The sequence below is a fragment of the Streptomyces sp. NPDC054866 genome, assembly GCF_053610745.1.
In genome coordinates this window covers 948,567-973,202 of sequence record NZ_JBSGZA010000002.1, presented here as the reverse complement: position 1 = coordinate 973,202, position 24,636 = coordinate 948,567, and the positions used below count along the sequence as shown (strand labels likewise).

General features: G+C 70.8%; 18 protein-coding genes and 2 tRNA genes. 14 read left to right on the top strand and 6 right to left on the bottom strand.

All coding sequences use genetic code 11. The annotated features are described in order from the left end of the window. Window positions 1–29: 29 nt before the first annotated feature. Window positions 30–102: transfer RNA gene (locus tag ACWGI2_RS13115), tRNA-Ala, on the top strand. On the opposite strand, the gene ACWGI2_RS13110 is transcribed toward ACWGI2_RS13115, so the two are convergent. Further along, window positions 94–1,005 carry a helix-turn-helix transcriptional regulator gene (locus ACWGI2_RS13110; RefSeq protein ID WP_453695301.1) on the bottom strand — a complete coding sequence of 304 codons (912 nt, stop codon included), beginning with the start codon at window positions 1,003–1,005 and terminating at the stop codon, window positions 94–96. The two genes, ACWGI2_RS13115 and ACWGI2_RS13110, sit on opposite strands and share 9 nt — an antisense overlap. 112 nt (window positions 1,006–1,117) lie before the next feature. On the opposite strand from ACWGI2_RS13110, the gene ACWGI2_RS13105 reads away from it, so the two are divergent. The 3 genes from ACWGI2_RS13105 (at window position 1,118) to ACWGI2_RS13095 (ending at window position 3,108) form a co-directional block, all read left to right on the top strand. Continuing rightward, window positions 1,118–2,593, top strand: a complete 1,476-nt coding sequence (locus ACWGI2_RS13105) for an MFS transporter (RefSeq protein ID WP_453695299.1) — start codon at window positions 1,118–1,120, stop codon at window positions 2,591–2,593. Window positions 2,594–2,679: 86 nt separating this feature from the next. Next, a complete protein-coding gene (locus tag ACWGI2_RS13100; RefSeq protein WP_453395513.1) occupies window positions 2,680–2,871 on the top strand; it encodes a hypothetical protein in 192 nt (63 codons plus the stop codon). 3 nt (window positions 2,872–2,874) lie between these two features. Then, window positions 2,875–3,108 (top strand): hypothetical protein, encoded by a 234-nt coding sequence (locus ACWGI2_RS13095; protein ID WP_016643127.1) that lies wholly within the window; start codon window positions 2,875–2,877, stop codon window positions 3,106–3,108. Here ACWGI2_RS13095 and ACWGI2_RS13090 read toward each other — a convergent pair. Beyond that, window positions 3,087–4,352 carry a glycosyltransferase 87 family protein gene (locus ACWGI2_RS13090; protein ID WP_453695298.1) on the bottom strand — a complete coding sequence of 422 codons (1,266 nt, stop codon included), beginning with the start codon at window positions 4,350–4,352 and terminating at the stop codon, window positions 3,087–3,089. The genes ACWGI2_RS13095 and ACWGI2_RS13090 overlap by 22 nt on opposite strands. Window positions 4,353–4,463: 111 nt before the next feature. Between ACWGI2_RS13090 and ACWGI2_RS13085 the strand changes: the two genes are divergently transcribed. Next, window positions 4,464–4,536: transfer RNA gene (locus ACWGI2_RS13085), tRNA-Ala, on the top strand. Window positions 4,537–4,594: 58 nt separating this feature from the next. On the opposite strand, the gene ACWGI2_RS13080 is transcribed toward ACWGI2_RS13085, so the two are convergent. Next, window positions 4,595–6,190 carry an NADH-ubiquinone oxidoreductase-F iron-sulfur binding region domain-containing protein gene (locus tag ACWGI2_RS13080; protein WP_453695297.1) on the bottom strand — a complete coding sequence of 532 codons (1,596 nt, stop codon included), beginning with the start codon at window positions 6,188–6,190 and terminating at the stop codon, window positions 4,595–4,597. Beyond that, window positions 6,187–7,353, bottom strand: coding sequence for a hypothetical protein (locus ACWGI2_RS13075; RefSeq protein ID WP_453395510.1), 1,167 nt, complete (start codon window positions 7,351–7,353; stop codon window positions 6,187–6,189). The genes ACWGI2_RS13080 and ACWGI2_RS13075 overlap by 4 nt, the downstream gene beginning before the upstream one ends. Before the next feature lie 414 nt (window positions 7,354–7,767). Between ACWGI2_RS13075 and leuS the strand changes: the two genes are divergently transcribed. The 6 genes from leuS (at window position 7,768) to ACWGI2_RS13045 (ending at window position 18,307) form a co-directional block, all read left to right on the top strand. Beyond that, window positions 7,768–10,680 (top strand): leucine--tRNA ligase, encoded by a 2,913-nt coding sequence (gene leuS / locus ACWGI2_RS13070; RefSeq protein WP_453695296.1) that lies wholly within the window; start codon window positions 7,768–7,770, stop codon window positions 10,678–10,680. Between the two features lie 152 nt (window positions 10,681–10,832). Beyond that, a complete protein-coding gene (locus ACWGI2_RS13065) occupies window positions 10,833–11,600 on the top strand; it encodes a hypothetical protein (protein ID WP_453695295.1) in 768 nt (255 codons plus the stop codon). A gap of 123 nt (window positions 11,601–11,723) precedes the next feature. Beyond that, the gene (locus ACWGI2_RS13060) at window positions 11,724–12,569 is read left to right on the top strand and encodes a DegV family protein (RefSeq protein ID WP_453695294.1); all 846 of its coding nucleotides are present in this window, start codon (window positions 11,724–11,726) and stop codon (window positions 12,567–12,569) included. A 1,066-nt stretch (window positions 12,570–13,635) separates the two neighbouring features. Continuing rightward, window positions 13,636–14,475, top strand: a complete 840-nt coding sequence (locus tag ACWGI2_RS13055) for a helix-hairpin-helix domain-containing protein (RefSeq protein ID WP_453695746.1) — start codon at window positions 13,636–13,638, stop codon at window positions 14,473–14,475. After that, the gene (locus ACWGI2_RS13050) at window positions 14,472–17,216 is read left to right on the top strand and encodes a ComEC/Rec2 family competence protein (protein WP_453695292.1); all 2,745 of its coding nucleotides are present in this window, start codon (window positions 14,472–14,474) and stop codon (window positions 17,214–17,216) included. The genes ACWGI2_RS13055 and ACWGI2_RS13050 overlap by 4 nt, the downstream gene beginning before the upstream one ends. 89 nt (window positions 17,217–17,305) lie before the next feature. Then, a complete protein-coding gene (locus ACWGI2_RS13045; protein ID WP_453395906.1) occupies window positions 17,306–18,307 on the top strand; it encodes a YceI family protein in 1,002 nt (333 codons plus the stop codon). A gap of 27 nt (window positions 18,308–18,334) precedes the next feature. On the opposite strand, the gene ACWGI2_RS13040 is transcribed toward ACWGI2_RS13045, so the two are convergent. After that, window positions 18,335–18,580, bottom strand: coding sequence for a hypothetical protein (locus tag ACWGI2_RS13040; protein WP_361828166.1), 246 nt, complete (start codon window positions 18,578–18,580; stop codon window positions 18,335–18,337). Window positions 18,581–18,666: 86 nt separating this feature from the next. On the opposite strand from ACWGI2_RS13040, the gene holA reads away from it, so the two are divergent. Beyond that, complete coding sequence (gene holA / locus ACWGI2_RS13035) at window positions 18,667–19,650, top strand: DNA polymerase III subunit delta (RefSeq protein WP_453395504.1); 984 nt, start codon at window positions 18,667–18,669, stop codon at window positions 19,648–19,650. A gap of 332 nt (window positions 19,651–19,982) precedes the next feature. Here holA and rpsT read toward each other — a convergent pair whose 3' ends face one another. Further along, window positions 19,983–20,249: a 30S ribosomal protein S20 gene (rpsT, locus tag ACWGI2_RS13030; protein WP_363273384.1), complete on the bottom strand. Its 267-nt coding sequence runs from the start codon at window positions 20,247–20,249 to the stop codon at window positions 19,983–19,985. 249 nt (window positions 20,250–20,498) lie between these two features. Between rpsT and lepA the strand changes: the two genes are divergently transcribed. Beyond that, on the top strand, window positions 20,499–22,376 hold the full coding sequence (lepA, locus tag ACWGI2_RS13025; RefSeq protein ID WP_453695290.1) for a translation elongation factor 4: 1,878 nt from the start codon (window positions 20,499–20,501) through the stop codon (window positions 22,374–22,376). A 249-nt stretch (window positions 22,377–22,625) separates the two neighbouring features. Next, a complete protein-coding gene (locus tag ACWGI2_RS13020) occupies window positions 22,626–24,515 on the top strand; it encodes an AMP-dependent synthetase/ligase (protein WP_453695289.1) in 1,890 nt (629 codons plus the stop codon). Window positions 24,516–24,636: the final 121 nt, after the last annotated feature.

The following is a 24,636-nucleotide window of genomic DNA, read 5'->3' as shown; positions in this document are numbered from 1 at the left end:
TGTTCGCCCGCCGAGCGGGAGGAACGCAAGGGGCTATAGCTCAGTTGGTAGAGCGCCTGCATGGCATGCAGGAGGTCAGGAGTTCAATTCTCCTTAGCTCCACAATCCGGATCCCGTCCTCATCAGAGGGCGGGATCCTTCCGTTTCCGGAGATCCCTCTGCTTCCGGGGGCCTGAGCGCGCGCAGCTCGGCCGCCCGCGCGCGGCTCTCCTCGTCGTCCGGGGTGTACGCGACGATCCTGCACTCCGGCATGCCGTTGATGGACAGCGAGACCGACGTCATCCGCAGCTCTCCGACCGCCTCGTGCCGGAACGTCTTCACACGCGGCCCCGGCGGCGCCACGTCGCCGCTCTCCCACAGCTCGGCGAAGTGCGCGCTGGCGGCGGACAGGCGGCGTATGAACTCCTCCCAGGCGGGCTCGCCCACATGCCGTCCGTACGAACTGCGCAGCGTCGCCACCATCACCGGCAGCTCCTCGTCGCGGAAGACCAGCGGACAGACGGGGTCGGGCGCGATGAACAGCGTCCACAGCACGTTCGGCGCCCCGAAGGCCTCGAGCTGCGGGACGAAGAACAGGTCCCGGTAGGCGGGGTTGGTGGCGAGGATGTCGTACCGCTCGTTGTAGACCACTGCCGGGTGGGGGTCGAGGGCGTCGATGATGCCCTGGATCTCCGGGCCGACCGCCGCGGGGGACGCGGCCTTGCGGTCCGGCTCGAACGGAACCTCGGCCAGGTGGTACAGATGCTCGCGCTCCGGCTTGTCGAGGCGGAGCGTGCGCGCCACGGCGTCCAGGACCTGCGCCGAGGCGTTGATCGGGCGGCCCTGCTCCAGCCACGTGTACCAGGTGACGCCGACTCCGGAGAGCTGGGCCACCTCCTCGCGGCGCAGGCCGGGCGTGCGGCGGCGCAGGCCCGGCGGCATGCCCACGTCGGCCGGTGTCACCCTGGCCCTGCGGCCGCGCAGGAAGGCGGCGAGCTCCGGCCTGCGTCGCTGAGTCGTCCCCATCGTCGTCACATCCCCCATCGTCGGCCCTCGCCCCGGGCCTTGCCAGGTGCTGCCAGTACCAGCATCAGTGGGCTCTCGTTACCCGTACCAACTCGCCGCCACGCTCGGTGCCATGACAACGACCACCCCGTCCACCACCCCGTCCGGCGCGTCGGACCCTGCATTCAGTAAAGCCCCCGGCACTGACAATCGCCCCGGGCGGCTGCTCGCGGTCCTCATCGCCGCGCAGTTCATGGCGCTGCTCGACGTCTTCATCGTCAACGTCGCGGCACCCACCATCCGCACCGAACTGGGCGCGTCCGGCGCCGGGTTGCAGATGGTGATCGCCGGATACACCATCACGTACGCCGTGCTCCTGATCACCGGCGCGCGGCTCGGTGACCGCCTCGGGCACCGTCGCGTCTATCTCTTGGGCCTCGTGGTCTTCACCGTGGCCTCGCTCGCCTGTGGACTCAGCCAGGGCACGGGCGAGTTGATCGCCTTCCGGCTGTTGCAGGGCGCGGGTTCTGCGCTGCTCATCCCGCAGGTGCTCAGTCTGATCCAGCGCAACTTCACCGGCGAGGCGCGGACGAAGGCGCTCGGCGCGTACTCGGCCGTGCTCGCCGTCGGGGCCGCCGCGGGGCAGGTGCTCGGCGGGGTTCTGGTCAGCGCCGATCTGTTCGGCACGGGATGGCGGCCGGTGTTCCTGGTGAACGTGCCGGTCGGCGTGGCCCTGCTGATCATGGCGGGGCGTGTGCTGCCGCGCGACGTCGCTCAGGTGCCGGGGCAGGGGCCACGCGCGCGTGGGCTCGATCTGCCGGGGCTCGTGCTGCTCGGTGCCGTCGTCTCGCTGCTCACCGTGCCGCTGGTGCTCGGGCAGCAGGAGGGCTGGCCCCTGTGGTCCTGGCTCTCGATGGGCTGCTCGGCGGTGCTCTTCGCCCTCTTTGGCGCGTACGAGTCCCGGCTCGCCCGCGGCGGCGGTGCGCCGCTGATCGCGCCGAGGGTCCTGCGCATCCCCGGCATGGGCCTCGCGGTCTTCCGGATCGCCGCGGTGATGGGGGTCAACGCGGGCTTCCTGTTCGTGCTCACGCTGCACGTCCAGGGCGGGCTCGGCTACAGCGCGCTGCGGGCGGGTCTGACGTTCGCGCCGACCGCGGTGGTCTTCGGCGTGGTCGGCCTGACGTGGCGCCACTGGCCGGCGGTGCTCCAACGGACACTGATTCCCGGCGGGTTCACGCTCACCGCGGTCTCGGCGGTCGCCGTGGGGCTGCTGCTTCGGGACGGCGGGGAGGGCGGACCGTGGCTGTATGCCGCCTTCGTGGGCATCGGCGCTGGTCTCTCCCTCGGGTTCAGCCCTACGCTGACCCGGGCACTCTCCACGGTGCGGCCCGAGGACGCCGCGGACGCCAGCGGACTCCTCTCGACGGTCGCGCAGCTCGGCCAGCTGATCGGCGTCGCGTGTTACGGCGCACTTTTCCTCAACCGGCTTGAGTCACAAGGGGCTCCGGGGGCGTATTCATCCGCGGACGCGCTTTTGGTGTGCGCGTACGCCTTGGCGGGGGTGGCCGCACTGGGCGCCGTGTCCGGACTGGTACGACGGCGTCGCTGACCGGGTCGCTCAGGCCGTGGCAGAATCGGACAGCCGGAAGGGGACCGCACCAGACCACCGAATGTGACCCGACGGGAGGGAGAGCGATGCCTTCGAGCATCCTCGATGGGGCCGAGGGCCCCGTCGCAGTGGCCGCGCCGCGACGCGCTGCCTCTCCCTTCGCAGCGATCGCCCTCCTCACCTGTCCGTCCTGCGGTTCGTCCCATGTCGCCCAAGTTCTCGGTGACAACGGCGGTGTCTCGTACGTGTGCACGGCCTGCGGCCGCAGCTGGAGCTGATTGATGGGTGCACACAGGCGGAAGTGCGACTGGTGCGGCAGTGGTACGCCGATCGTCCGCGACATGGAACCCGTCAACCCGGACTACCAGTACTGGTGCGAGGAGTGCGCGCGGGCGCTGATCATAAAGGGCGACCCCATCGAGACGTACCGCGAACTCGAAGGGGAGCCGATCTATGGCCGGCTGCTCGACGAACACTGCACACTCAAGCGCTTCTACTCCTTCGCCACGGCTTGATCTCGCTTGATCCACAGGCGGGTCCGGCGTCCGGCTCCTTGCAGCAGGAACGCGAAAGCGGTCCCTACGTAGAGGGCGGACAACGTCATCTCGCCATAATTCTGGCCGAGTTCAAGCCGCCCCACGCCGTGCGGAACCCACCACAGGGCGTACGAACAGAAGACGAGAACCACTGCGCCGGTGGCCGCCCACCGGGCCCGGCCGCCCCGGCGCACCGCCTCCGTCCACACGAGCAGGGCCATCGGCACGCACCACACCCAGTGGTGCGACCACGACACCGGGCTGACAAGGAGCGCCGTCGCCGCGCAGCTCACCGCCGCCCTCGCGCGCTCCCCGCGCAGCGCCTCGCGCACCGCGACCGCGAGCCCGAGCACGCCGGCCGCCGCCGCGGCCACCGCCCACCAGATACCGGGCTCCGTGGTGTGCAGGAGCCGTGCGAGGACCCCGCGCAGTGACTGGTTCGCGGTGTCCTCGGGAAGCCCGACCCGGCCCGCCTCGAAGACCATCCGGGTCCAGAAGCGCCGGGAGTCGTACGGCAGGGCGGCGGCCGCGAGCAGCGTCGCGCCGGCGAACGAGACGGCTGCCACGCACGCGCGGCGTACGGGTACGCGCCACCGCCCGCGCCGCACGGCCTCGGCGCCACCGGTGATCAGCAGGAACACCGCGAAGAGCGCGGGAGTGAGCTTGACCGCGGCCGCGATGCCGATGCCGAGGCCCGCCCAGCGGTGGCCGGGGCGCCGGGACAGATCCCACAGGACCAGGACGGCGAGCAGCAGATTGATCTGGCCGTACCGCAGGGTCGTCCACACCGGCTCGGCCCAGACCGCGAGCGCGGACACCCACAGGGCGGCCTCCATGCGCGGGACGCTCTCCACGCGCGCGTGCCCGATGTGCGGGACGGGTCCGACGAGACGGAGAGCGAGGTGCGCGAAGGTCACCAGGAGGAGCAGGTTCCCCAGCGTCGCCAGCGTGCGCATGTCCGCCGTGTCCAGGAGCGTCAGCGGCGTGAACAGCAGGGCGGCGAACGGCGGGTAGGTGGTGGGCAGATGGGCCTCGGTGGTGCGCAGCGCGTAGAGGTCGCCGCCCGCGCGCACGGTCTCGCCCTCGGCGCGGTAGACCATCAAGTCGATCATCGAGACGTCCGCGGCGCGCTGCGCGAACCAGAAGGCCGTGAAGGAGAGCAGGCAGACCCCGGCGGCGAGGGGCACGCGGTGGCGGGCGCCGACAAGCGCGATCACGGTCACGAAGGCTGACAGTACCGGCCGTATCCGTACAGACCGGAAACGATTTGGTGGAGCACGGGGAGGACCGTGTAATGTTGGCGGAGCCGCCGGGGAAACCGGGCGGACAGGCAAGGGGCTATAGCTCAGTTGGTAGAGCGCCTGCATGGCATGCAGGAGGTCAGGAGTTCAATTCTCCTTAGCTCCACAGCAGATGAGAGCGGGCCACCCGGATCGGGTGGCCCGCTTTCTTGTGTCTCGTCGGTTCACTGACGTCCGCTGCCGAGCGCCCTGCGGCCACGGCCTCTGCCCGGCGGCAGTGCGAGCGGCAGTGCCGTGCGCGGCGAGGGCACGGACGGGTCCTCCTCGATGCGCAGGGCGAGCGCGGGGCAGCGGCGTACGGCACGCTCGGCACGCGCTTCGGAGTACCGCGGTACGGACGCTTCCGCTACGCCCGGGAAGCCGTCGGGGCCCAGCTGGATCAGCTCGGGGACGATGTCCGCGCACAGCCCGTGGCCCTGGCAGAGCGTCCAGTCGACGGCCAGCCTGCGGCCACTGGGGGCCTCGCCCTGCGGGGTTTCCGCCTGGAGCGGCAGGACGCCCTCCACGGGGCGGCCGCAGCCGCCGCCCAGGACGTGCGCGGCGAGGTCGTCCGTGAACGCCGAGATCGTGGAGTCGATGAAGGCGGCCGTGCCGTCGGGGTGCTTGCAGGCGCCGCGTCGCTTCACGGCCCGCGTCACCTCGCGCAGCGCCTCCAGGGCGGTGGGGCCGCCGCCGTCCAGGACGTCCGCGAGGCCGCGGGCCGCGGCGGGAAGGCCCAGATAGCAGGGGCCGCACTGCCCTGCGCTCTCGGAGGCGAGCCAGTTCGCCACGTGCAGCGCCTCCCCGAGCGGGCAGGTGCCCGGGCCGATCGGCAGGATGGCGCCCGCGCCGAGCGCGCCGCCGCAGGCCTCCAGGGAGGCACGTGAGACGACCGCGTCATGAGCGGTGACCGCGTCGAGCCACTTGCCGTGATAGCCGCCCGTCAGGACGCCCTGGGGGAGCGGCGGGGCGCCGGCCAGTTGGAGGACGTACCGCAGGGGCACTCCCGTGGGGACCTCGACCACCATGGGTCTGGCGACGGCTCCGGAGACGGTGAGCAGCACCGTGCCCGGCTCGTCCCGCAGGCCGGTGCGGCAGTAGCGGTCGGGGCCGATCCGGGCGGCGACCGCGAGTTGGGCGAAGGTCTCCGCGTTGGACAGCAGCGTGGGCGCGCCGCCCACTCCGGAGTCGGAGGTGCGCACCTTGCGCCCCGGCGGCATGGGCGGGCCGCCGTCCGCCGAGCGCACCAACGCCGACGATTCGCCGGTCACCATGCGCACCGGATTGCGCTGCACGCGCGCGCGGATGCTCGATCCGCGCCGGTTGGTCAGGCCGCGCTCGGCGAGCGCCGCGAGCATCGAGGACTCGGTGGAATCCCGGGTCACGCCCACGACGAGCGTGCGGGCGCCCAGGGCCTCGGCGGCAAGGAGAGCGCCGTCGAGGATGAGGTGCGGGGCGCGGTTGATCAGGACGGTGTCCTTGCGGCAGGCGGGTTCGTCCTCGCTGCCGTTGATGACGACCACGGGGCGCACGCCGCGACGTATCGCCGCGTCGGCGACCGAGCGCAGCTTCTTGGCGAAGGGGAAGCCCGCGCCGCCCCTGCCACGCAGCGAGATGGCCTCGGAGAGGGTGGCGAGGGACTCACCGGCCATGGGTTCGAGCGGGCCGTGCACCTTCAGGTGCATCGCCAGATCGAGGCGCTCGACCAGATCGAAGCCCGAGGTCAGGAGCGGAAGCCCGACGACTCGGACTTCGGGGACGTCGGGCAGCGACGCGTTCACTTAGGGCCTCCGGTGGCGGCGTTCCAGGGCTCGCCCGAACTCGGCGCCTGGAAGGTGTGGGGCAGCGGTTCAGTGGCGGGGCCGCTGTCGTACGGGGCTTGGTACGGGGCCTCGTACGGGGGGTTGGGGGCCGCGCCGTACGGCGGGTCGTACGTGGTGCCGTAGTCGTACGCGGTGTCGTACGGGATGTGAGGGGCCTCGGCCGGGGGAGGCGGGGACGGGGACGGCCAGCGGGGCGGCGGGGGGTCGGTGAGCGGCAGGACCTCCGTGGGCTGGTTGCTGGAGGCGAGGACGCGGTAGGCCGCAGCGATGCCGACCACCGGGGTGGGGTCGGGCCCGGGTTCGGGGGCACGGCCGGGAGCGGCGGCCGTGCCGGGGAGCGGGGACTCGGTGGTGTCCCTGCGGACGGGCTCTCTGTTGCGGGCCCTGCCCTCCGGTTCGAGGAGGGCCAGGATCCGGGCGGCCACCTTCCGCTTGATCGGCAGCGGGGCGGCGCGCAACGCGACCGCGCCCGCGACGGCGACCAGGCAGAGGCAGTACAGGGCGGTCACCCACGCGCTGGGCGGGCGTCCCGCGTACAGGCCGTGGATCAGCGCCGAACACCAGGCCGGGTAGGCGAGCATGTGCAGCGCGCGCCAGCGCGAGGCGACCTGGGCCGGCGATGCGAAGGCGCTGCGCAGGGCCCCGGTGACGCCTGTGACCACCATGAGGAGCCCGGCGAGCGAGCCGAGGCCGATGAGCCCGTCGCTGCCGGAGAAGCCGAGCCCGAAGGGGATGAGGGCGCCGACCGGAGAGACGTGGTCGAGCGCGAGCTTGATGGTGACGTGGAGCAGGAGGAAACCGATGGAGGCGACGGCGGTGGCCCGGTGCACGGCCTGGGCGAGCAGTCGCTGACGGGAGTGCAGGAAGAGCCGGTCCGTGGCGACCAGGCCCCAGACGACGGCGGAGGTCAGGGAGACCAGGGACAGGACGCCGGTGGTGAAGTCGAGTGCGGCGCGGAAGGCGTCGCTCCCGATGACCACGAGCAGGGGTATGAGCAGCAGTGCGGCGGTGGTCAGGACTCCACGCGTGGCTCTGCTCGGTTCGGGGAATGCTGCGAACGAACGGTTCTTGCGGTCGGTGCGGCTTGCGCGGCTCTTGCGATGAGGATTCAGAGGGTTCATTGGGGCGACTCCGAAATGGCTCGATCGCCGCATGCTAAGTCGCCGCATACCAGTGAGTACGAGGTTTGAGTTATTGCGTTGTTATCTAAACGCGATGCGATCTTGGTGTTGCCCCGATAGCGGTCGGTACGCGGAGTAACCCTTGGCCAAAGGTGGAGCGCCGGGCCTCCCGTGGGCCTCCGGGCGGCGCGGAGTGGCCCGGGGGAACCTCGTCGCGGGCGGCGCGAGCGCTGCGGTACCCTGACGCCATGCGTGCCGTACGCCTTCTGCTTAGCGGGCCGCGCTGATCAGTCCCGACCGCCGGAAAATCGCGGTCGGCATCGGCGCGGCGTCCCCTCCTGTGTGAGGGGCTTTTTCATTTGGCCAGGACGGTCATTTCCGCAGGCAGAGACGATCGATGGAGCTTTGAGGATCATGAGCGAGACGAATTCTGCTGCCGCCTCCGAGGTGGCCGCACCGCACCGCTACACGGCCGCCCTGGCCGCCGACATCGAGGCACGCTGGCAGGACTTCTGGGACGCCGAGGGCACGTACGAGGCGCCGAACCCGAGCGGTGACCTGGCGCCGTCCGGCGAGGGGTCGGCCGCGCAGGCCGCGCTGGTCGCCAAGCCCAAGAAGTTCATCATGGACATGTTCCCGTACCCCTCCGGAGCGGGCCTGCACGTCGGCCACCCGCTGGGCTACATCGCCACGGACGTCTACGCGCGCTTCCAGCGCATGACGGGCCACAACGTCCTGCACACCCTGGGCTTCGACGCCTTCGGCCTGCCCGCCGAGCAGTACGCCGTGCAGACGGGCACGCACCCCCGGATCTCGACCGAGGCCAACATCGAGAACATGAAGACGCAGCTGCGCGGTCTGGGCCTGGGCCACGACAAGCGCCGCTCCTTCGCGACGATCGACCCGGACTACTACAAGTGGACCCAGTGGATCTTCGTACAGATCTTCAACTCCTGGTACGACGAGGAGGCGAAGAAGGCGCGTCCGATCGCCGACCTGGTCGCACAGTTCGACAGCGGTGAGCGTGCCGTACCGGGCACCACGCGCGCGTGGAGCGAGCTGAACGCCGTGGAGCGCGCCGAGGTGCTGGGCGAGTTCCGCCTGGCGTACGCGTCCGACGCGCCCGTCAACTGGTGCCCCGGCCTGGGCACCGTCCTGGCGAACGAGGAGGTCACCGCCGACGGCCGGTCCGAGCGCGGCAACTTCCCCGTCTTCAAGGCCAAGCTGCGCCAGTGGAACATGCGCATCACGGCGTACGCGGACCGCCTGCTGGACGACCTGGACGGTCTGGACTGGCCCGAGGCCATCAAGCTGCAGCAGCGCAACTGGATCGGCCGCTCCGAAGGCGCCCGCGTCGACTTCCCTGTCGGCTCCGAGGACGGCGACGCGATCACCGTCTTCACCACCCGCCAGGACACGCTGTTCGGCGCCACCTACATGGTCCTGGCGCCCGAGCACGAGCTGGTCGACAAGGTCGTCCCCGACGCCTGGCCCGAGGGCACCCACGAGACGTGGACCGGCGGGCACGCCACCCCGGCCGAGGCCGTCGCCAAGTACCGCGCGTTCGCCGCGTCCAAGTCCGACGTGGAGCGCCAGGCCGACGCCAAGGAGAAGACCGGCGTCTTCACCGGCGTCTACGCCACCAACCCGGTCAGCGGCGAGCAGGTCCCGGTCTTCATCGCCGACTACGTACTGATGGGCTACGGCACCGGCGCGATCATGGCCGTCCCGGCGCACGACAGCCGCGACTTCGCCTTCGCCCGCGCCTTCCACCTGCCGATGCACTGCGTCGTCGAGCCCTCGGACGGCCGCGGCACCGACACGGCGACGTGGGACGACGCCTTCTCCTCCTACGAGGCGAAGCTGGTCAACTCCTCGAACGAGGAGATCTCGCTGGACGGCCTGGACGTCGCGGGCGCCAAGGCACGGATCACCGGCTGGCTGGCCACGCGCGGCATCGGCGAGGGCACCGTCAACTTCCGCCTGCGCGACTGGCTGTTCAGCCGCCAGCGCTACTGGGGCGAGCCCTTCCCGATCGTCTACGACGAGGACGGCATCGCCCACTCGCTGCCCGAGTCGATGCTGCCCCTGGAGCTGCCGGAGGTCGACGACTACTCCCCGCGCACCTTCGACCCGGACGACGCGGACACCTCTCCGGAGACGCCGCTGTCCCGCAACGAGGACTGGGTCAACGTCACCCTGGACCTGGGCGACGGGCCCAAGAAGTACCGCCGCGAGACCAACACCATGCCCAACTGGGCCGGTTCGTGCTGGTACGAGCTGCGCTACCTGGACCCGCACAACGACCAGAAGCTGGTCGACCCGGCCGTCGAGCAGTACTGGATGGGCCCGCGCGAGGGGCAGCCGACCGGTGGCGTCGACCTGTACGTGGGCGGTGCCGAGCACGCGGTGCTGCACCTGCTGTACGCCCGCTTCTGGTCGAAGATGCTGTTCGACCTGGGGCACATCTCGTCCGCCGAGCCGTTCCACAAGCTGTTCAACCAGGGCATGATCCAGGCCTACGTGTACCGCGACAGCCGTGGTTTCCCGGTCCAGGCGACCGAGGTCGAGGAGCGCGACGGCAAGTACTTCTTCGAGGGCGAGCCGGTCAAGCGCGAGCTGGGCAAGATGGGCAAGTCCCTGAAGAACGCCGTCACTCCGGACGAGATCTGCGAGGAGTACGGCGCGGACACCCTGCGCCTGTACGAGATGGCGATGGGCCCGCTGGACGTCTCGCGCCCGTGGGACACGCGCGCGGTGGTCGGCCAGTACCGCCTGCTGCAGCGCATGTGGCGGCTGATCGTCGACGAGTCGACCGGTGAGGTCACGGTCGCCGACGTCGCGGAGTCCGACATCGCCGAGGGCACGCTGCGCGCCCTGCACAAGGCGATCGACGGCGTGCGCCAGGACCTGGACGGCATGCGGTTCAACACCGCCATCGCCAAGATCACCGAGCTGAACAACTACCTGACCAAGGAGGGCGGCACGCTGCCGCGCTCGGTCGCCGAGCGCCTGGTGCTGCTGATCGCTCCGCTGGCCCCGCACGTCGGCGAGGAGCTGTGGCGCAAGCTGGGCCACACCGACTCGGTCGTCCACCAGGACTTCCCCGTCGCCGATCCGGCGTACGTCGTGGACGAGACCGTGACCTGCGTCGTGCAGATCAAGGGCAAGGTCAAGGCGCGCCTGGAGGTCTCCCCGTCGATCTCGGACGAGGAGCTGGAGAAGGTGGCCCTGGGCGACGAGAGGGTGCTGGCCGCGCTGGACGGCGCCGGGATCCGCAAGGTCATCGTGCGGGCGCCGAAGCTGGTGAACATCGTTCCGGCGTAGCGCCGGGCGCGAGGCACGCGGAGCACGCGAGGGGGCATGAGGGTAGTCCCCTACGGGCAGGTTGGGGGTTCCGTTGGAACCCTCCGCCTGCCCTTTGCGTTTACCGTTGAAGAGTCGGTGCGGAACCCGCCGCAGGACCTGAGGGGAGCGTCATGGAAGCCGTGGGCGTGATCGTGGCGCTGCTCGTATTGCTGTTCGTGGTCTTTGGTGCGTACATGACGGTGAAGGCGGTCGGCGCCGCCAAGCGTGGCGTGGACCGCACGATCTCGCAGGCGCGCCGTTCGGTGGAGGACACGACGCTGCGCGCCAGGAGCTTCGCGCAGGTGGGCGCGGCCGGCGAAGTGGCCCAGCTGCGGCTCAAGTTGCGTACGTCCATGCGGGCCACGCAGGACGCCTTGCAGGCGGGCGTGGTCGAAGACGCCTCGCTGAAGGAGTCCCTGGGGCTCTTCGAGCGGCTCAGCACGCATGGGCACGAGCTGGACGACGAACTCCGGCGCCTGGAGCGCGACCCCGACAAGACGTCCCTGGCCACGCGGCTCCCGGCGCTGCGGGAGCGTACGGAGCAGATCACCAAGTCGGCGGACTCGCTGCGGTGGGCGGTGCGCGACCGGTCCCACCGGTTCGCCGACGACGACCTGGCCTCGCTGAGCTCGCAGATCGACCTGGAGACGGGCGCGCTGCGGCACTGGACGAAGGAGCCATCGCCCACGCAGACGCCTGCCGCGTGGCCCGAGCCGGAGCAGGCGGCGGACGCGGGCAAGGGGGCCGAGCAGACGTGGACGGAGCCGTCGGAGCAGGCGGAACAGGCGAAGCCGTCCTCATCACCGGGGGAGGAGTCGGCGCGGCCGGCCATCACGCCGCCGACGCCGCGGCCTGTCTACCCCTGGGAGAAGCAGACCAGGCCCGAGAGCACGACGTGACCGCGGGGGCGACTCCGTGGGCGACTCCTTGGGCGACCTGGCACGGCCGGGAGCGCGGCTGGCAGACTGGCCCGCGAGGGGTCGGGCTGCCGTCGTCGGGTCCAGGCAGGTAATCTCCACCGCATGTCCCGTCATGTCGCGATCGTCACGGATTCAACGGCCTATCTGCCGCAGCGGACGATGGAGCGGCACGGCATCACGTCGGTACCTCTGACCGTGGTCCTCGGCGACCAGGCGCTCGAAGAGGGCACCGAGATCTCCGCCCGCTCCCTGGCCCTGGCGCTGCAGAAACGGCGTTCCGTGACCACATCGCGGCCGAGCCCGGAAGTCTTCGCGGAGACGTATCGCAAGGTCGCCGAGTCGGGCGCGACGGCCATCGTCTCGCTGCATCTGTCCGCCGAGTTCTCTGGCACGTACGACGCGGCGGTCCTCGCCGCGAAGGACGCGCCGGTGCCGGTGCGGGTGGTGGACACCGGGATGGTCGCGATGGCCCTCGGCTTCTGCGCGCTCGCGGCGGCGGAGGCCGCGGAGTCGGGCGGCTCGGTGGACGAGGCGGTGACGGCGGCGGAGAAACGGGCCGCGAACACGTCCGCGTACTTCTACGTCGACACACTGGACTATCTGCGCCGCGGCGGCCGGATCGGCGCCGCACAGGCCCTGTTGGGCTCGGCGCTGGCCGTGAAGCCGCTGCTTCAGCTGGACGGCGGGCGCATCGAGATGCTGGAGAAGGTGCGGACGGCGTCCAAGGCGATCGCCCGGCTCGAGGAGATCGTGGTCGAGCGGGCCGGGTCGAATCGCGTCGACATCGCGGTGCATCACCTGGCGGCCCCGGAACGGGCATCCACCCTCGCGGACCGCCTCAGGGACCGGGTACCGGGCCTCGCGGAGCTGCATGTGAGCGAGGTTGGCGCGGTGATCGGGGCGCATACGGGGCCGGGGTTGTTGGGGGCTGTGGTTTCGCCCTGGTGAGGGGTGTTAGGCGGTTTGGGTGCGGGTGCGGGCGTGGCCTTGGGTGCGGATGTGGGTGACGGAGTTATCCACAACTTCCGGGTAATCCACGGGAATTGACCAAGATCAACTTAATTGTGCCGCGGTGCCTAGCGTCGTTGGCATGGCACTTCGATCACTTTCACGGAAACTTGCCGCGACGAGCGGACCGGGGCGAGCCCCCGCGTCCGACGGTCGCGCTGCTGATGACCGGGCCACTGATGGCCCCACTTCTGACGGCCGGGCGCGATACCGCCACGCCCGCAGGAGGGCGACCCGGCGCAGACATGCCTCGGCGGAGGCGCAGGCGTTGCGGCGGCGCGCGGAGTCACTCTTCACCGCTGGGCCTGAAGGGGCCGGTGATGGAGGGGGATTGAGGTCGGGCGCGCCGCCGGATGTACTGCCGGGGGCGGGGCCGGGGCCGCGGCCGGGACTGGGGCTTGGGCCGGTCCGGGAGCAGGGGCCGCGGGAGCGGGAGCGATCTGAGGCTGTGCGGCGGTCGCAGGCTGGGCCCGAGCCGGAGCCGGAGCCGAGGCGGGGACCGGGGGAGCAGGCGCTGCCGCAGGCGCAGAGGCAGGCCCTGCGGTGGCGTCAGCCGGAGCTGGAGGCCGCAGGGCAGCAGCCGGAGCCGGAGCCGGAGCCGCTGCCCCGGCCACGTGTTACGCGAAGCTCGGGGCCGGCACCGCAGGCAGGGCGGGAGCCTGGGTCGGGGGTGCGGCCGGAGGTTGAGACGGTGCCGCAGGGCGTGCGGCAGCCGCAGGCGGAGGTAGTGACGGTGCCGCAGTCGGAGCGGCAGGGTGTGCGAGGGCGTCAGCCAGTGCCGGACAGCGTGGGGCGAAGGCAGGCTGAGTCGGCACCGCAGGCAGGGCGGGAGCCGGGGTCGGGGGCGCGGCCGGAGGTTGAGAGGACGCCGCAGGGTATGCGGCCGTCTTGGTCAGGGTCGCGGCAGCCGGAGGCTGTGACGGTTCCGCAGGCCGTACGGCAGCCGCAGGCTCGGTCGGTGTCGCTGCCGGACGGGGTTGCCGTGCCGCAGGCTCGGGTGCAGGGGATGCGGTTGCGGGAGTCAGTGGCGGGGCCTCATGCTCCCCCGCAGCCGCAGCCGCAGCCGCAGCCGCAGCCGCAGCCGCAGCCGCAGTCTGTGGCTGGTGGGGGAGTGGGGGCGCCCTTGCGGGGGCGGGTGGGGCTTGTTGTGCGGGAGCGGTTGCCGTTGTGGCTGCAACTGCGCTGCGGCCTTGAGCGGCGGAGTCTGGTCGCGCTCCTGGTGGTCCTCGCCCTCGCGGCGGTCTTCGCCACCCAGCACTTCTGGGCAGGGCGGACACATCCGGTGCGGGCGCCGGATGTGGTCGGCGCGGCGCCCGATCGGAGCGCGGAGCCGTCTCCGTCGCCGGGAGCCGCGCCTGCTCCAGAGGGCGGGGATCGGCCGGCGGCCGGTGGGATCGTCGTGGACGTCAGTGGCAAGGTCCGCAGCCCCGGGATCCTGCGGATGCCCGCGGGTTCCAGAGTCGCCGACGCCCTGAAGGCCGCCGGTGGAGTCCGCCCCGGCACGGACACGGACGGCCTGAACCGTGCCCGTCTGCTCATCGACGGCGAACAGGTGGTGGTGGGTGCTCCGGCGACGGCAGCGCCAGCAGCACCGGCAGCTCCCGCCGGACCTGGCGCGGGGGCGGCCGCGGGGTCGATGGGAGCGACCCCAGCCGCCCCGGTCGGCCTCAACACAGCCACCGCCGAGCAGCTCGACGAACTGCCGGGCGTCGGCCCCGTGCTGGCCCAGCACATCATCGACTACCGCACGGAACACGGCGGTTTCCGCTCGGTGGACGAACTGCGCGAGGTCAATGGAATCGGCGACAAACGCTATGCCGACCTGCAGAATCTCGTGCGGCCATGAGGGCGGTGAGCCGGGCGGCCGCCGCGCCGGGGACCCGAGCAGCGCCGGGGACCCCAGCAGCGCCGGACCACCCCACCGTTCACGCCCCGCCCGGGCACCGGCCGGGGGACTCCCACCCTCGCCTTGAGAGCCCCCTGGATCTGCGCCTCGTGCCGCCCGCCCTCGCGGCGTGGGGGGCCGCAGCCGTGGCGCTGGATGCTCCGCCTCGGTGGGTGATCGCAGCCGTGGTGGTCTGCGTAGCGGTGGCGAGCGCCCTGTTGGTGGCCTGGACGGTGCGGGGGCGGCCGGAGGGTGAAGGACGGCAGAGTGGTGCGCAAGAGCCGGCCGACGGATCAAGGCGACGGCAGCCCTGGCGGCGGGTCTCGGTGGCGGCCGTCCTCCTCTGCGCCGCGGCGGGCGCTACCTCCGCGGCACTGCATGGGGCAGACCTGCACCGGGGCCCGGTCCCTGGCCTGGCGAGGCAATATGCCGAAGCGGAAGTCGAGTTGGAGGTCACATCCGACCCCCGGTTGACCCGGCCCCGTGTGACGGGGGCCCACGCCCTGCCGCCCTCCGTCATGGTGGACGCGGAGATCGTCCGGGTCACGTCGACGGAGGGCAATACCTCCGTGACCCGCACCCCAGTCCTGGTCTTCGCCGGGAGCGCCGGCGGGGATGAGGATGAGGGGGATTCCGCCGGTCCCTGGCCCAGGGCCCGCTGGCTCTCGCTCCTGCCCTCCACCAGGCTTCGTGTCCAGGCACGCCTCGCGCCACCCCTGCCGCGGGGCGACCGCGTCGCGGCGGTGCTTCGGGTGTCCGGAGAGCCGGCGCCGCAGGTGATCGAGGCGCCGTCAGGGCCGCAGCGCCTGGCGGGACGGTTGCGGGGCGGGTTGCGCGAGGCCACGGACGGCTTGCCGCCCGACGCCCGGGCGCTGTTGCCGGGGCTGGTGGTCGGGGACACCTCGCGCGTGCCGCCCGATTTGGAAGAGGCCTTCAAGGCGACCGACCTGACGCACCTCCTGGCGGTGAGCGGAGCCAACCTCACGATCGTCCTCGCCCTGCTCATCGGCCCGCCCGGCCTCGCCCAGCGTGCTGAACGTCGCGGAATCGCCCCACGGTTGGGGATCTCGCTGCGGGCGACGGCATTGATCGGCGGCGCCCTCACCCTCGGCTTCGTCATCGTCTGCCGACCGGACCCGAGCGTGCTGCGGGCCGCGGCCTGCGGGCTGATCGCCCTGCTGGCCATCGGCACCGGGCGGCGCCGGTCGCTGATCCCGGCCCTGGCCGCCGCCGTACTGCTGCTGGTCCTGTACGACCCGTGGCTGGCCCGTAGCCCCGGCTTTCTGCTTTCCGTCCTCGCCACCGGAGCCCTGCTCACCCTCGCCCCGAGGTGGAGTGCGGCCCTGCAAAGACGCCGGGTTCCTCCGCGCCTGGCCGAGGCGTTGGCCGCCGCGGCTGCCGCGCAGGCGGTGTGCGCGCCGGTCGTCGCCGTCATGGCGGCACGGGTGAGCCTGGTGGCGGTGCCCTGCAACCTCCTCGCTGAGGTGGCCGTCGCACCTGCCACGGTCCTCGGCTTCGCCACGCTGGCGACGGCGCCGTTGGCGATGCCGGTCGCCAAGGCTTTGGCGTGGTGCGCGAGTTGGCCAACCGGGTGGATCGCGGACATCGCCCGCACGGGCGCGGCTCTGCCCGGCAGCGGGGTCGACTGGCCCGGCGGTTGGCAAGGCGGTCTGCTGCTCGCCCTCGCCACGGTCGGCGTGGTGCTGGTCGGCCGCAGGCTCGTCAGGCACCCCTGGCTCAGCGTGGCCTGCGCCCTGCTGCTCCTCCTGGCGATCGTCCAACCTCCGCCCCTCACCCGGGTGATCGCGGGCTGGCCGCCGCCGGGCTGGCGGTTCGCGATGTGTGACGTGGGCCAGGGGGACGCGACCGTGCTCGCCGCCGGTGACGGGGCGGGGGTGGTCGTCGACGCGGGGCCCGACCCGGTGCTCGTGGACCGCTGTCTGCGTTCGCTCGGCGTGACCCGTGTGCCCCTGGTGCTGTTGACGCATTTCCACGCCGATCATGTGGCGGGCCTGCCGGGCGTGCTGCGGGGGCGTTCGGTCGGGGCGATCCAGACGACGGGGTATCAAGAGCCTTCCGAGCAGGCGCGGTTCGTACGGGGGCAGGCGGCCGCCCACGGGGTCCCGGTGAGCCAAGCCGTGGCGGGGGAGCGGCGGCGTGCGGGTGGCGGCGCCCTCGACTGGCGGGTGCTCTGGCCCACGGCGGACGGTCCGGGCCCGGCGCCGACTCCCGATGGTCCGAACGACGCCAGCGTGACCCTCCTCGTCCGGGCCAAGGGGGTGACCCTGCTCCTGCTCGGTGATCTCGAACCGCCCGCCCAGCGAGCCTTGGCGCGCACCTCCGCGGTGGCGGCGCTGCCACCCGTGGACGTGCTCAAGGTCGCCCACCACGGCTCGGCCTATCAGGACCCCGGGCTCCTGCGGCGGGCCGCGCCACGCCTCGCCCTCATCTCTTGTGGACGGGAAAACTCATACGGACACCCGGCACCCCGCACGGTCGCGGCGTTGAGGGCCGGGGGAGCGGAGGTGCTGCGGACGGATACGAACGGCGCGATCGCGGTCATCGGGCCGACCGGCGGTTCAGCGGCCGAGCCGTCCGACGGAGCGGCGCCGACTTTGGAGGTGGCCACCGCCAAAACGCCACTCGGGGTGACCAATTCGGCTACTCGCGACAGTTCAAGTGCTAACGCAGGATTCCAGTGAAGAGGGTTCGTGTTGCATCGAATGCCGCAACGGTGATCGAATGCCTCTTCGTGACAGGAGTTGTCAAGGTGCGCGGGGGTGTGTCGCATATGTTCGGCCGTTGGCTGGGAAACCGTACGAACCGAGCCGGCCGGACGAACCGAGCCGGACAGGCAGGACAAGCCGGACAGATAGGACCGGCGGGACGAGCCGGGCAGGCAGGGCCGACAGGACGGACAGGACGAGTGGGTCGGGCAGTACGAGCCGGGCGGGTCGGAGGACCCCTTTCCGCCGTGGCGGTTCCGCCCAGTGCGGGAGTACTCAGCTGCCGGGTGCTCGACCCCGTCAATGAGCCCGTGCGGCACGCGGAGTTCGCGGTCAGCGATGCCATGGGGCGCAAGGTCGTCGGTGGGGGACTTGATCCGTTCGGTTCGTTCGTCGCGACCGTTCCGGCCGGTGACTACCGCTTGGCGGTCTCGGCGGAAGGGTTCACTCCGTACCGGGCGAACGCCACGGTCGGGGAGAGCGCGCACGCCTCGCTCGGTGACGTCATGCTCCAGATAGCCACGCCCCCGGCGCTGCCCGAGCCCGGTGACTGGGAGATCGACCCCCTGCACTCCTCGGTCGCCTTCACCGCGCGGCACATCGGACTTGCCCGTATTCACGGGCGGTTCAACAGCTTCGCGGGCGCGATACGGCTGGGGGAGCGGATGGAGGACTCCGCGATGCACGTCGTGATCGACGCCGCCTCCATCGACACCGCGGTGAAGATGCGCGACGACCACCTGCGGTCCGGGGACTTCCTCGACGTGGAGCGTTTCCCGACGATGGAGTTCTACAGCGACCGCTTCGTGCACAAGGGCGGTAGCCGCTGGGCGATCACGGGCGGTCTGACGCTGCACGGGGTGACGCGCACGGTGACGCTGGAGACGGAGTACCTCGGGGTGGGCCGCGGCCTTGAGGGCGAGACCCGTGTGGCCTGCCGCGCCTCCACCGAGCTGCATCGCGACGACTTCACGATCAACTGGCAGACGATGCTCGCCCGGGGCATCGCGGCGATCGGACCCAGCATCTCGATCGACCTCGACATCCAGGTCCTGCCCAAGAGCTGACGCCGGACCCCCGGCGGCGGGAGGGGCCTAGGGAGCTTCGAGCCAGCCCTCGTGCTCGGCCGCCAGTTCGTCCAGCGCCGCACGGTCCAGGCGCCGCTCGGGGTCTTCGACCACGACCAGCCACTGGGCGTCCTCGGCGTCGTCCTCGCCGGCCAGGGCGTCACGGACGAGTTGGGGCTGCTCGCGCACGCCGAAACGGTCGGGGAGTTCTTCGGCCACTTCCTCCGCGGCGTCGCGGTCGGGCAGCACCAGGACATGTCGTACGTCGGTCACCCGGCCATTCTCCGGTACGGGGGGAGCCGCCCGGAAACCGGCCGTACGGGGTGGGCTGTCAGTGCCGCGTGGGATGCTTGACCGCGATGGCCAGGAAGACAGATACCGCCGACCCGCTCGCTCCCCTCACGCTCGCCGTGGGCCAGGAGGACCTCCTCCTCGACCGCGCCGTGCAGCAGGTGGTCGCCGCCGCCCGCGCCTCCGACGCGGACACGGACGTGCGCGACCTCACCTCCGACCAGTTGCAGCCCGGCACGCTCGCCGAGCTGACCAGTCCCTCGCTCTTCGCCGAGCGCAAGGTCGTGGTCGTACGCAACGCGCAGGATCTGTCGGCCGACACGATCAAGGACGTGAAGGCGTATCTCGCGTCGCCGGCCGAGGAGATCACCCTCGTCCTGCTGCACGCGGGCGGCGCCAAGGGCAAGGGTCTGCTGGACGCGGCCCGCAAGGCGGGGGCCCGTGAGGTCGCCTGCCCCAAGATGACCAAGGCCTCGGACCGGCTCTCGTTTGTACGGAGCGAGTTCCGTGGCCTGGGCCGTTCGGCCACGCCCGAGGCGTGCCAGGCCCTGGTCGACTCGATCGGCAGCGATCTGCGGGAGCTCGCTTCGGCGGTGTCCCAGCTGGTGGCGGACGTCGAGGGCACGATCGACGAGGCCGTCGTCGGCCGCTATTACACGGGCCGGGCCGAAGCCTCCAGTTTCACCGTGGCCGACCGTGCGGTGGAGGGGCGGGCCGCGGAGGCGCTCGAAGCGTTGCGGTGGTCTTTGTCGACCGGGGTCGCCCCCGTCCTGATCACCAGTGCGTTGGCACAGGCCGTGCGGGCCATCGGGAAGCTGTCCTCTGCGAGGGGCGGGCGGCCGGCGGATCTTGCCCGGGAGCTGGGTATGCCGCCCTGGAAGGTGGACCGGGTTCGCCAGCAGATGAGGGGGTGGACTCCCGACGGGGTGGCGGTGGCGCTGACCGCTGTCGCGGCGGCCGATGCCGGGGTCAAGGGCGGAGGCGACGACCCCGAGTACGCCCTGGAGAAGGCTGTCGTCGCCGTTGCCCGTGCGGCGAGGTCGCGGCGCTAGCTTGAGCCGTTCACCCTTGAGCCGTTCACCCGCGGTTCGTAATCCGCGGGTAGCCCGTGGCTGATCGCGCCGTTCCCCGCGCCCCTGAGGGAGCTTCCGCCGGTGCTCGTGTGCGGGTGCGCTGTGGTTGCTCGCGCCGTTCCCCGCGCCCCTTAAAGACTTACGCTCGCGCCCCTTTGCGATGCCCCCGGACACAGCAATGCCCCCGGAGTGGGCCGGGGGCATCGTCGCAGCGTGGCGTACTGCGTGGTCTGTCCGCGATTCGAGGTAGAGGGCTCGAATTACCCTCGCGGGAGGATTGATCAGCGCCCCGGCGAGCCGGGGCAAGGGTTTCAGCCCTGGAGGGACGCGACCTTCGAAGCAAGCGCCGACTTCTTGTTGGCGGCCTGGTTCTTGTGGATGACGCCCTTGGAGACGGCCTTGTCGAGCTGGCGCGAAGCCTCGCGCGTCGCCTCGACGGCCTTCTGGGTGTCACCAGCGGCAACGGCCTCGCGAGCCTTGCGGATCGCGGTCTTCAGGGAAGACTTGACCGCCTTGTTGCGCTGACGCGCCTTCTCGTTGGTCTTGATCCGCTTGATCTGGGACTTGATGTTCGCCACGAAAGAGCCTTTTCAGGTTCAGGTCCTGCAGAGGTACTGCAGATGAGTTTCTTTGACATGTGCCTCAGAACCGAGAGGGCAAGGAGACACAGCTGCCCAGATTACCAGCCGCCCTCCGAGCGGCCCAATCCGGGCCCGCCCCCCACCCGGACCGGCCCACACCAGGCCCAGTGCCTCACCCATGGGACCATGGAACCTACGTATAGATCCGACCCGAGGCGACAGGCGCCTCAAGAGACAGGACCCTGCGTGCCCGCGACCCCTAAAAATGTGCCCGAGCCGAGCCGTACCGACCCGGCTCTGATCCGTAATTTCTGCATCATCGCGCACATCGACCACGGCAAGTCCACGCTCGCCGACCGGATGCTCCAGCTGACCGGCGTGGTCGAGCAGCGCCAGATGCGTGCTCAGTACCTCGACCGGATGGACATCGAGCGTGAGCGCGGCATCACGATCAAGTCCCAGGCGGTGCGTCTGCCCTGGGCCCCCACGGAGGGCCCGGGCGCCGAGCAGAGCAAGACCCATATCCTCAACATGATCGACACCCCGGGTCACGTGGACTTCACGTACGAGGTGTCCCGCTCGCTCGCGGCCTGTGAGGGCACGGTCCTCCTCGTGGACGCGGCGCAGGGCATCGAGGCTCAGACTCTCGCCAACCTCTACCTGGCGATGGAGAACGACCTCAAGATCGTCCCGGTGCTCAACAAGATCGACCTGCCGGCCGCCCAGCCGGAGAAGTTCTCCGAGGAGCTCGCCAACCTCATCGGCTGCGAGCCCGACGACGTGCTGAAGGTCTCCGCGAAGACCGGCATGGGCGTCGAGGCGCTGCTCGACAAGGTCGTCGCCGAGGTCCCGCCGCCGGTCGGCGTCGCCGACGCGCCCGCGCGAGCGATGATCTTCGACTCGGTGTACGACTCCTACCGAGGCGTCGTGACGTACGTACGAGTCGTCGACGGCCAGCTCAACAAGCGTGAGCGGATCCGGATGATGTCCACCGGTGCCACGCACGAGCTGCTCGAGATCGGTGTCTCCTCGCCCGAGATGACGCCGGCCGACGGCATCGGCGTCGGCGAGGTGGGTTACATCATCACCGGCGTGAAGGACGTCCGTCAGTCCAAGGTCGGTGACACGATCACCTCCCTCCACAAGGGCGCGACCGAGGCCCTCGGCGGTTACAAGGACCCGAAGCCGATGGTCTTCTCGGGTCTCTATCCGCTGGACGGCTCGGAGTACCCGGACCTGCGCGAGGCCCTGGACAAGCTGCAGCTCAACGACGCCGCGCTCGTGTACGAGCCGGAGACCTCGGCCGCGCTCGGCTTCGGCTTCCGCGTCGGCTTCCTGGGGCTTCTGCACCTCGACGTGATCCGTGAGCGGCTCGAGCGCGAGTTCGGACTCGACCTCATCGCCACCGCTCCGAACGTGGTCTACCGCGTGAACATGGAGGACGGCACCGAGCACACCGTCACCAACCCGAGCGAATTTCCCGAGGGCAAGATCGACGAGGTCTACGAGCCCGTCGTACGCGCCACGATCCTCGCCCCGAGCGAGTTCATCGGCTCGATCATGGAGCTGTGCCAGAACCGGCGCGGCACCCTGCTCGGCATGGACTACCTCTCCGAGGACCGCGTGGAGATCCGCTACACGCTCCCGCTCGCCGAGATCGTCTTCGACTTCTTCGACCAGCTGAAGTCCAAGACGCGCGGTTACGCATCCCTGGACTACGAGCCCACGGGCGAGCAGTCCGCCCAGCTCGTCAAGGTCGACATCCTGCTGCACGGCGACAAGGTCGACGCCTTCTCCGCCGTCACGCACAAGGACCAGGCGTACGCGTACGGCGTGCGGCTCGTCGCCAAGCTGCGCGAGCTCATCCCGCGGCAGGCCTTCGAGGTGCCCGTGCAGGCCGCGATCGGCTCCCGGGTCATCGCCCGCGAGACCATCCGCGCGATCCGCAAGGACGTCCTCGCCAAGTGCTACGGCGGTGACATCTCCCGTAAGCGCAAGCTGCTCGAGAAGCAGAAGGAGGGCAAGAAGCGTATGAAGATGGTCGGCTCCGTCGAGGTGCCGCAGGAAGCCTTCATCGCGGTGCTCTCCAGCGACGACAGCGGTCCTGGCAAGGCGAAGAAGTAGTCACGGCCTCAGCTGCCGCCCCGTCCGGCGCGGGCGTCACACAGGCATCTCAGCGGGTCCGTCGCGCTTTGCGCGGCGGACCCGTTCTTGTATGAAGTGACAGGCAGAAGCCCCTTACGCGCCAGGCTTCCGCGCTCTACTCTGATCACTGCTCGTAGGTTACTCGCAAGTTAAACAAGACCCTCGCAAGTTCAACAAGCCCAGCAGCCGCCAGCCAGTCGCCGCATTGTCGCGGGTCCGGAGGATGTCGTGAGCGACACACAGACCTTGATCGAGAACCGTCCGCCGTCCGTGGCCCATCTCTTCCTGGAGCGCGTGGCGGCCACGCCCGACGCCGAGGCCTACCGCTACCCGGTGCCATCGGCCTCGGGCGAGGGCCCCGACGAGTGGAAGTCGCTGAGCTGGGGACAGGCCGCCGAGCGCGTCTACGCCATCGCGGCGGGCCTGATCGAGCTCGGCCTCGCGCCCGAGGACCGGGTGGCGCTCGCCTCGTCCACGCGCGTCGAGTGGATCATCGCCGACCTCGGCATCCTCTGCGCGGGCGCGGCCACCACCACGGTGTATCCGCAGACCAACGCCGAGGAGGCCACTTACATCCTGGCCGACTCCGACAGCCGGGTCCTGATCGCCGAGAACGCCGAGCAGCTCGCCAAGGCGCGCGAGAAGCGCGCCGAGCTGCCGAAGCTCCAGCACGTCGTGGTGATCGACGCCGAGGGCGCGGGCCCCGCCGCCGGCGACCCCGACGGCTGGGTGCTCACCCTCGCCGACCTGGAGGCGCGCGGCGCCGCCCATCTGGAGAAGAACCCGGAGGCGGTCAAGGAGCGCATCGCGGCGATCACCAAGGACCAGCTCGCCACGATCATCTACACCTCCGGCACCACCGGCCGCCCCAAGGGCGTGCGCCTGCCGCAGGACAACTGGTCGTACATGGCGAAGGCCATCGCGGCGACCGGTCTGCTCGGCCCGGACGACGTGCAGTACCTGTGGCTGCCGCTCGCGCACGTCTTCGGCAAGGTCCTGACCTCGGGCCAGATCGAGCTGGGGCACGTCACCGCGGTCGACGGCCGCGTCGACAAGATCATCGAGAACCTTCCGGTGGTCCAGCCGACGTACATGGCCGCCGTGCCGCGCATCTTCGAGAAGGTCTACAACGGGGTCGCGGCCAAGGCACGGGCCGGTGGCGGCGCCAAGTACAAGATCTTCCTGTGGGCCGCCGAGGTCTCCCGCGAGTACGCGAAGGTCAGCCAGGACAACTTCCGCAGGACCGGCTCGGCCTCGGTGCCCTTCGGGCTCGGCGCCAAGCACAAGGTCGCCGACGCGCTCGTCTACTCCAAGCTGCGGGAGGCCTTCGGCGGACGGCTGCGCGCCGCCGTCTCCGGTTCGGCCGCCCTCGCGCCCGAGATCGGCTACTTCTTCGCAGGCGCGGGCATCCACATCCTGGAGGGCTACGGTCTGACGGAGTCCTCCGCGGCCTCCTTCGTCAACCCCGGCGAGGCCTACCGCACCGGCACCGTCGGCAAGCCGCTGCCCGGCACCGAGGTCCGGATCGCGGACGACGGCGAGATCCTGCTGCGCGGCCCCGGCATCATGGAGGGCTACCACGGCCTCCCCGACAAGACGGCCGAGGTCCTGGAGTCCGACGGGTGGTTCCACACCGGGGATATCGGCGAGCTGTCCGCTGACGGCTATCTGCGGATCACCGACCGCAAGAAGGACCTGATCAAGACCTCCGGCGGCAAGTACATCGCGCCCGCCGAGGTCGAGGGCCAGTTCAAGGCCGTCTGCCCCTACGTCTCCAACATCCTGGTGCACGGCGCCGACAAGAACTTCTGCACCGCCCTGATCGCGCTCGACGAGCCGTCCATCCTGGCCTGGGCCAAGGACAACGGCCTCGACGGCAAGAGCTACGCCGACGTGGTCGCAGCCCCGGCGACGGTCGAGCTCGTCGAGGGCTATGTGAAGGAGCTCAACGAAGGCCTCCAGCGCTGGCAGACCGTCAAGAAGTTCAAGCTGCTGCCCCGCGATCTCGACATCGAGCACGGCGAACTGACGCCCAGTCTGAAGCTGAAGCGCCCGGTCGTCGAGCGCGAGTACCAGCACCTGATCGACGAGATGTACGCGGGATCGCGCGAGGCCTGAGCCTCGACTCCCGTGCGCGGGCGGGGTGATGCCTGACCCATGCCGACCCGCACAACACCCCCCCCGCCCGCCCAAAAGACCACCCACCACAACAGGCACTAAAAAACAAAAGACACACCCA

Excerpts from the sequence above, each read along its gene's own strand:
- ACWGI2_RS13060 (WP_453695294.1), top strand. The coding sequence starts at position 11,724 with ATGTCCCGTCATGTCGCGATCGTCACGGATTCAACGGCCTATCTGCCG.
- ACWGI2_RS13065 (WP_453695295.1), top strand. The coding sequence starts at position 10,833 with ATGGAAGCCGTGGGCGTGATCGTGGCGCTGCTCGTATTGCTGTTCGTG.
- ACWGI2_RS13095 (WP_016643127.1), top strand. The coding sequence starts at position 2,875 with ATGGGTGCACACAGGCGGAAGTGCGACTGGTGCGGCAGTGGTACGCCG.
- ACWGI2_RS13045 (WP_453395906.1), top strand. The coding sequence starts at position 17,306 with ATGTTCGGCCGTTGGCTGGGAAACCGTACGAACCGAGCCGGCCGGACG.
- ACWGI2_RS13050 (WP_453695292.1), top strand. The coding sequence starts at position 14,472 with ATGAGGGCGGTGAGCCGGGCGGCCGCCGCGCCGGGGACCCGAGCAGCG.
- ACWGI2_RS13055 (WP_453695746.1), top strand. The coding sequence starts at position 13,636 with ATGCGGTTGCGGGAGTCAGTGGCGGGGCCTCATGCTCCCCCGCAGCCG.
- ACWGI2_RS13100 (WP_453395513.1), top strand. The coding sequence starts at position 2,680 with ATGCCTTCGAGCATCCTCGATGGGGCCGAGGGCCCCGTCGCAGTGGCC.
- ACWGI2_RS13075 (WP_453395510.1), bottom strand. The coding sequence starts at position 7,353 with ATGAACCCTCTGAATCCTCATCGCAAGAGCCGCGCAAGCCGCACCGAC.
- ACWGI2_RS13105 (WP_453695299.1), top strand. The coding sequence starts at position 1,118 with ATGACAACGACCACCCCGTCCACCACCCCGTCCGGCGCGTCGGACCCT.
- holA (WP_453395504.1), top strand. The coding sequence starts at position 18,667 with ATGGCCAGGAAGACAGATACCGCCGACCCGCTCGCTCCCCTCACGCTC.
- leuS (WP_453695296.1), top strand. The coding sequence starts at position 7,768 with ATGAGCGAGACGAATTCTGCTGCCGCCTCCGAGGTGGCCGCACCGCAC.
- ACWGI2_RS13110 (WP_453695301.1), bottom strand. The coding sequence starts at position 1,005 with ATGGGGACGACTCAGCGACGCAGGCCGGAGCTCGCCGCCTTCCTGCGC.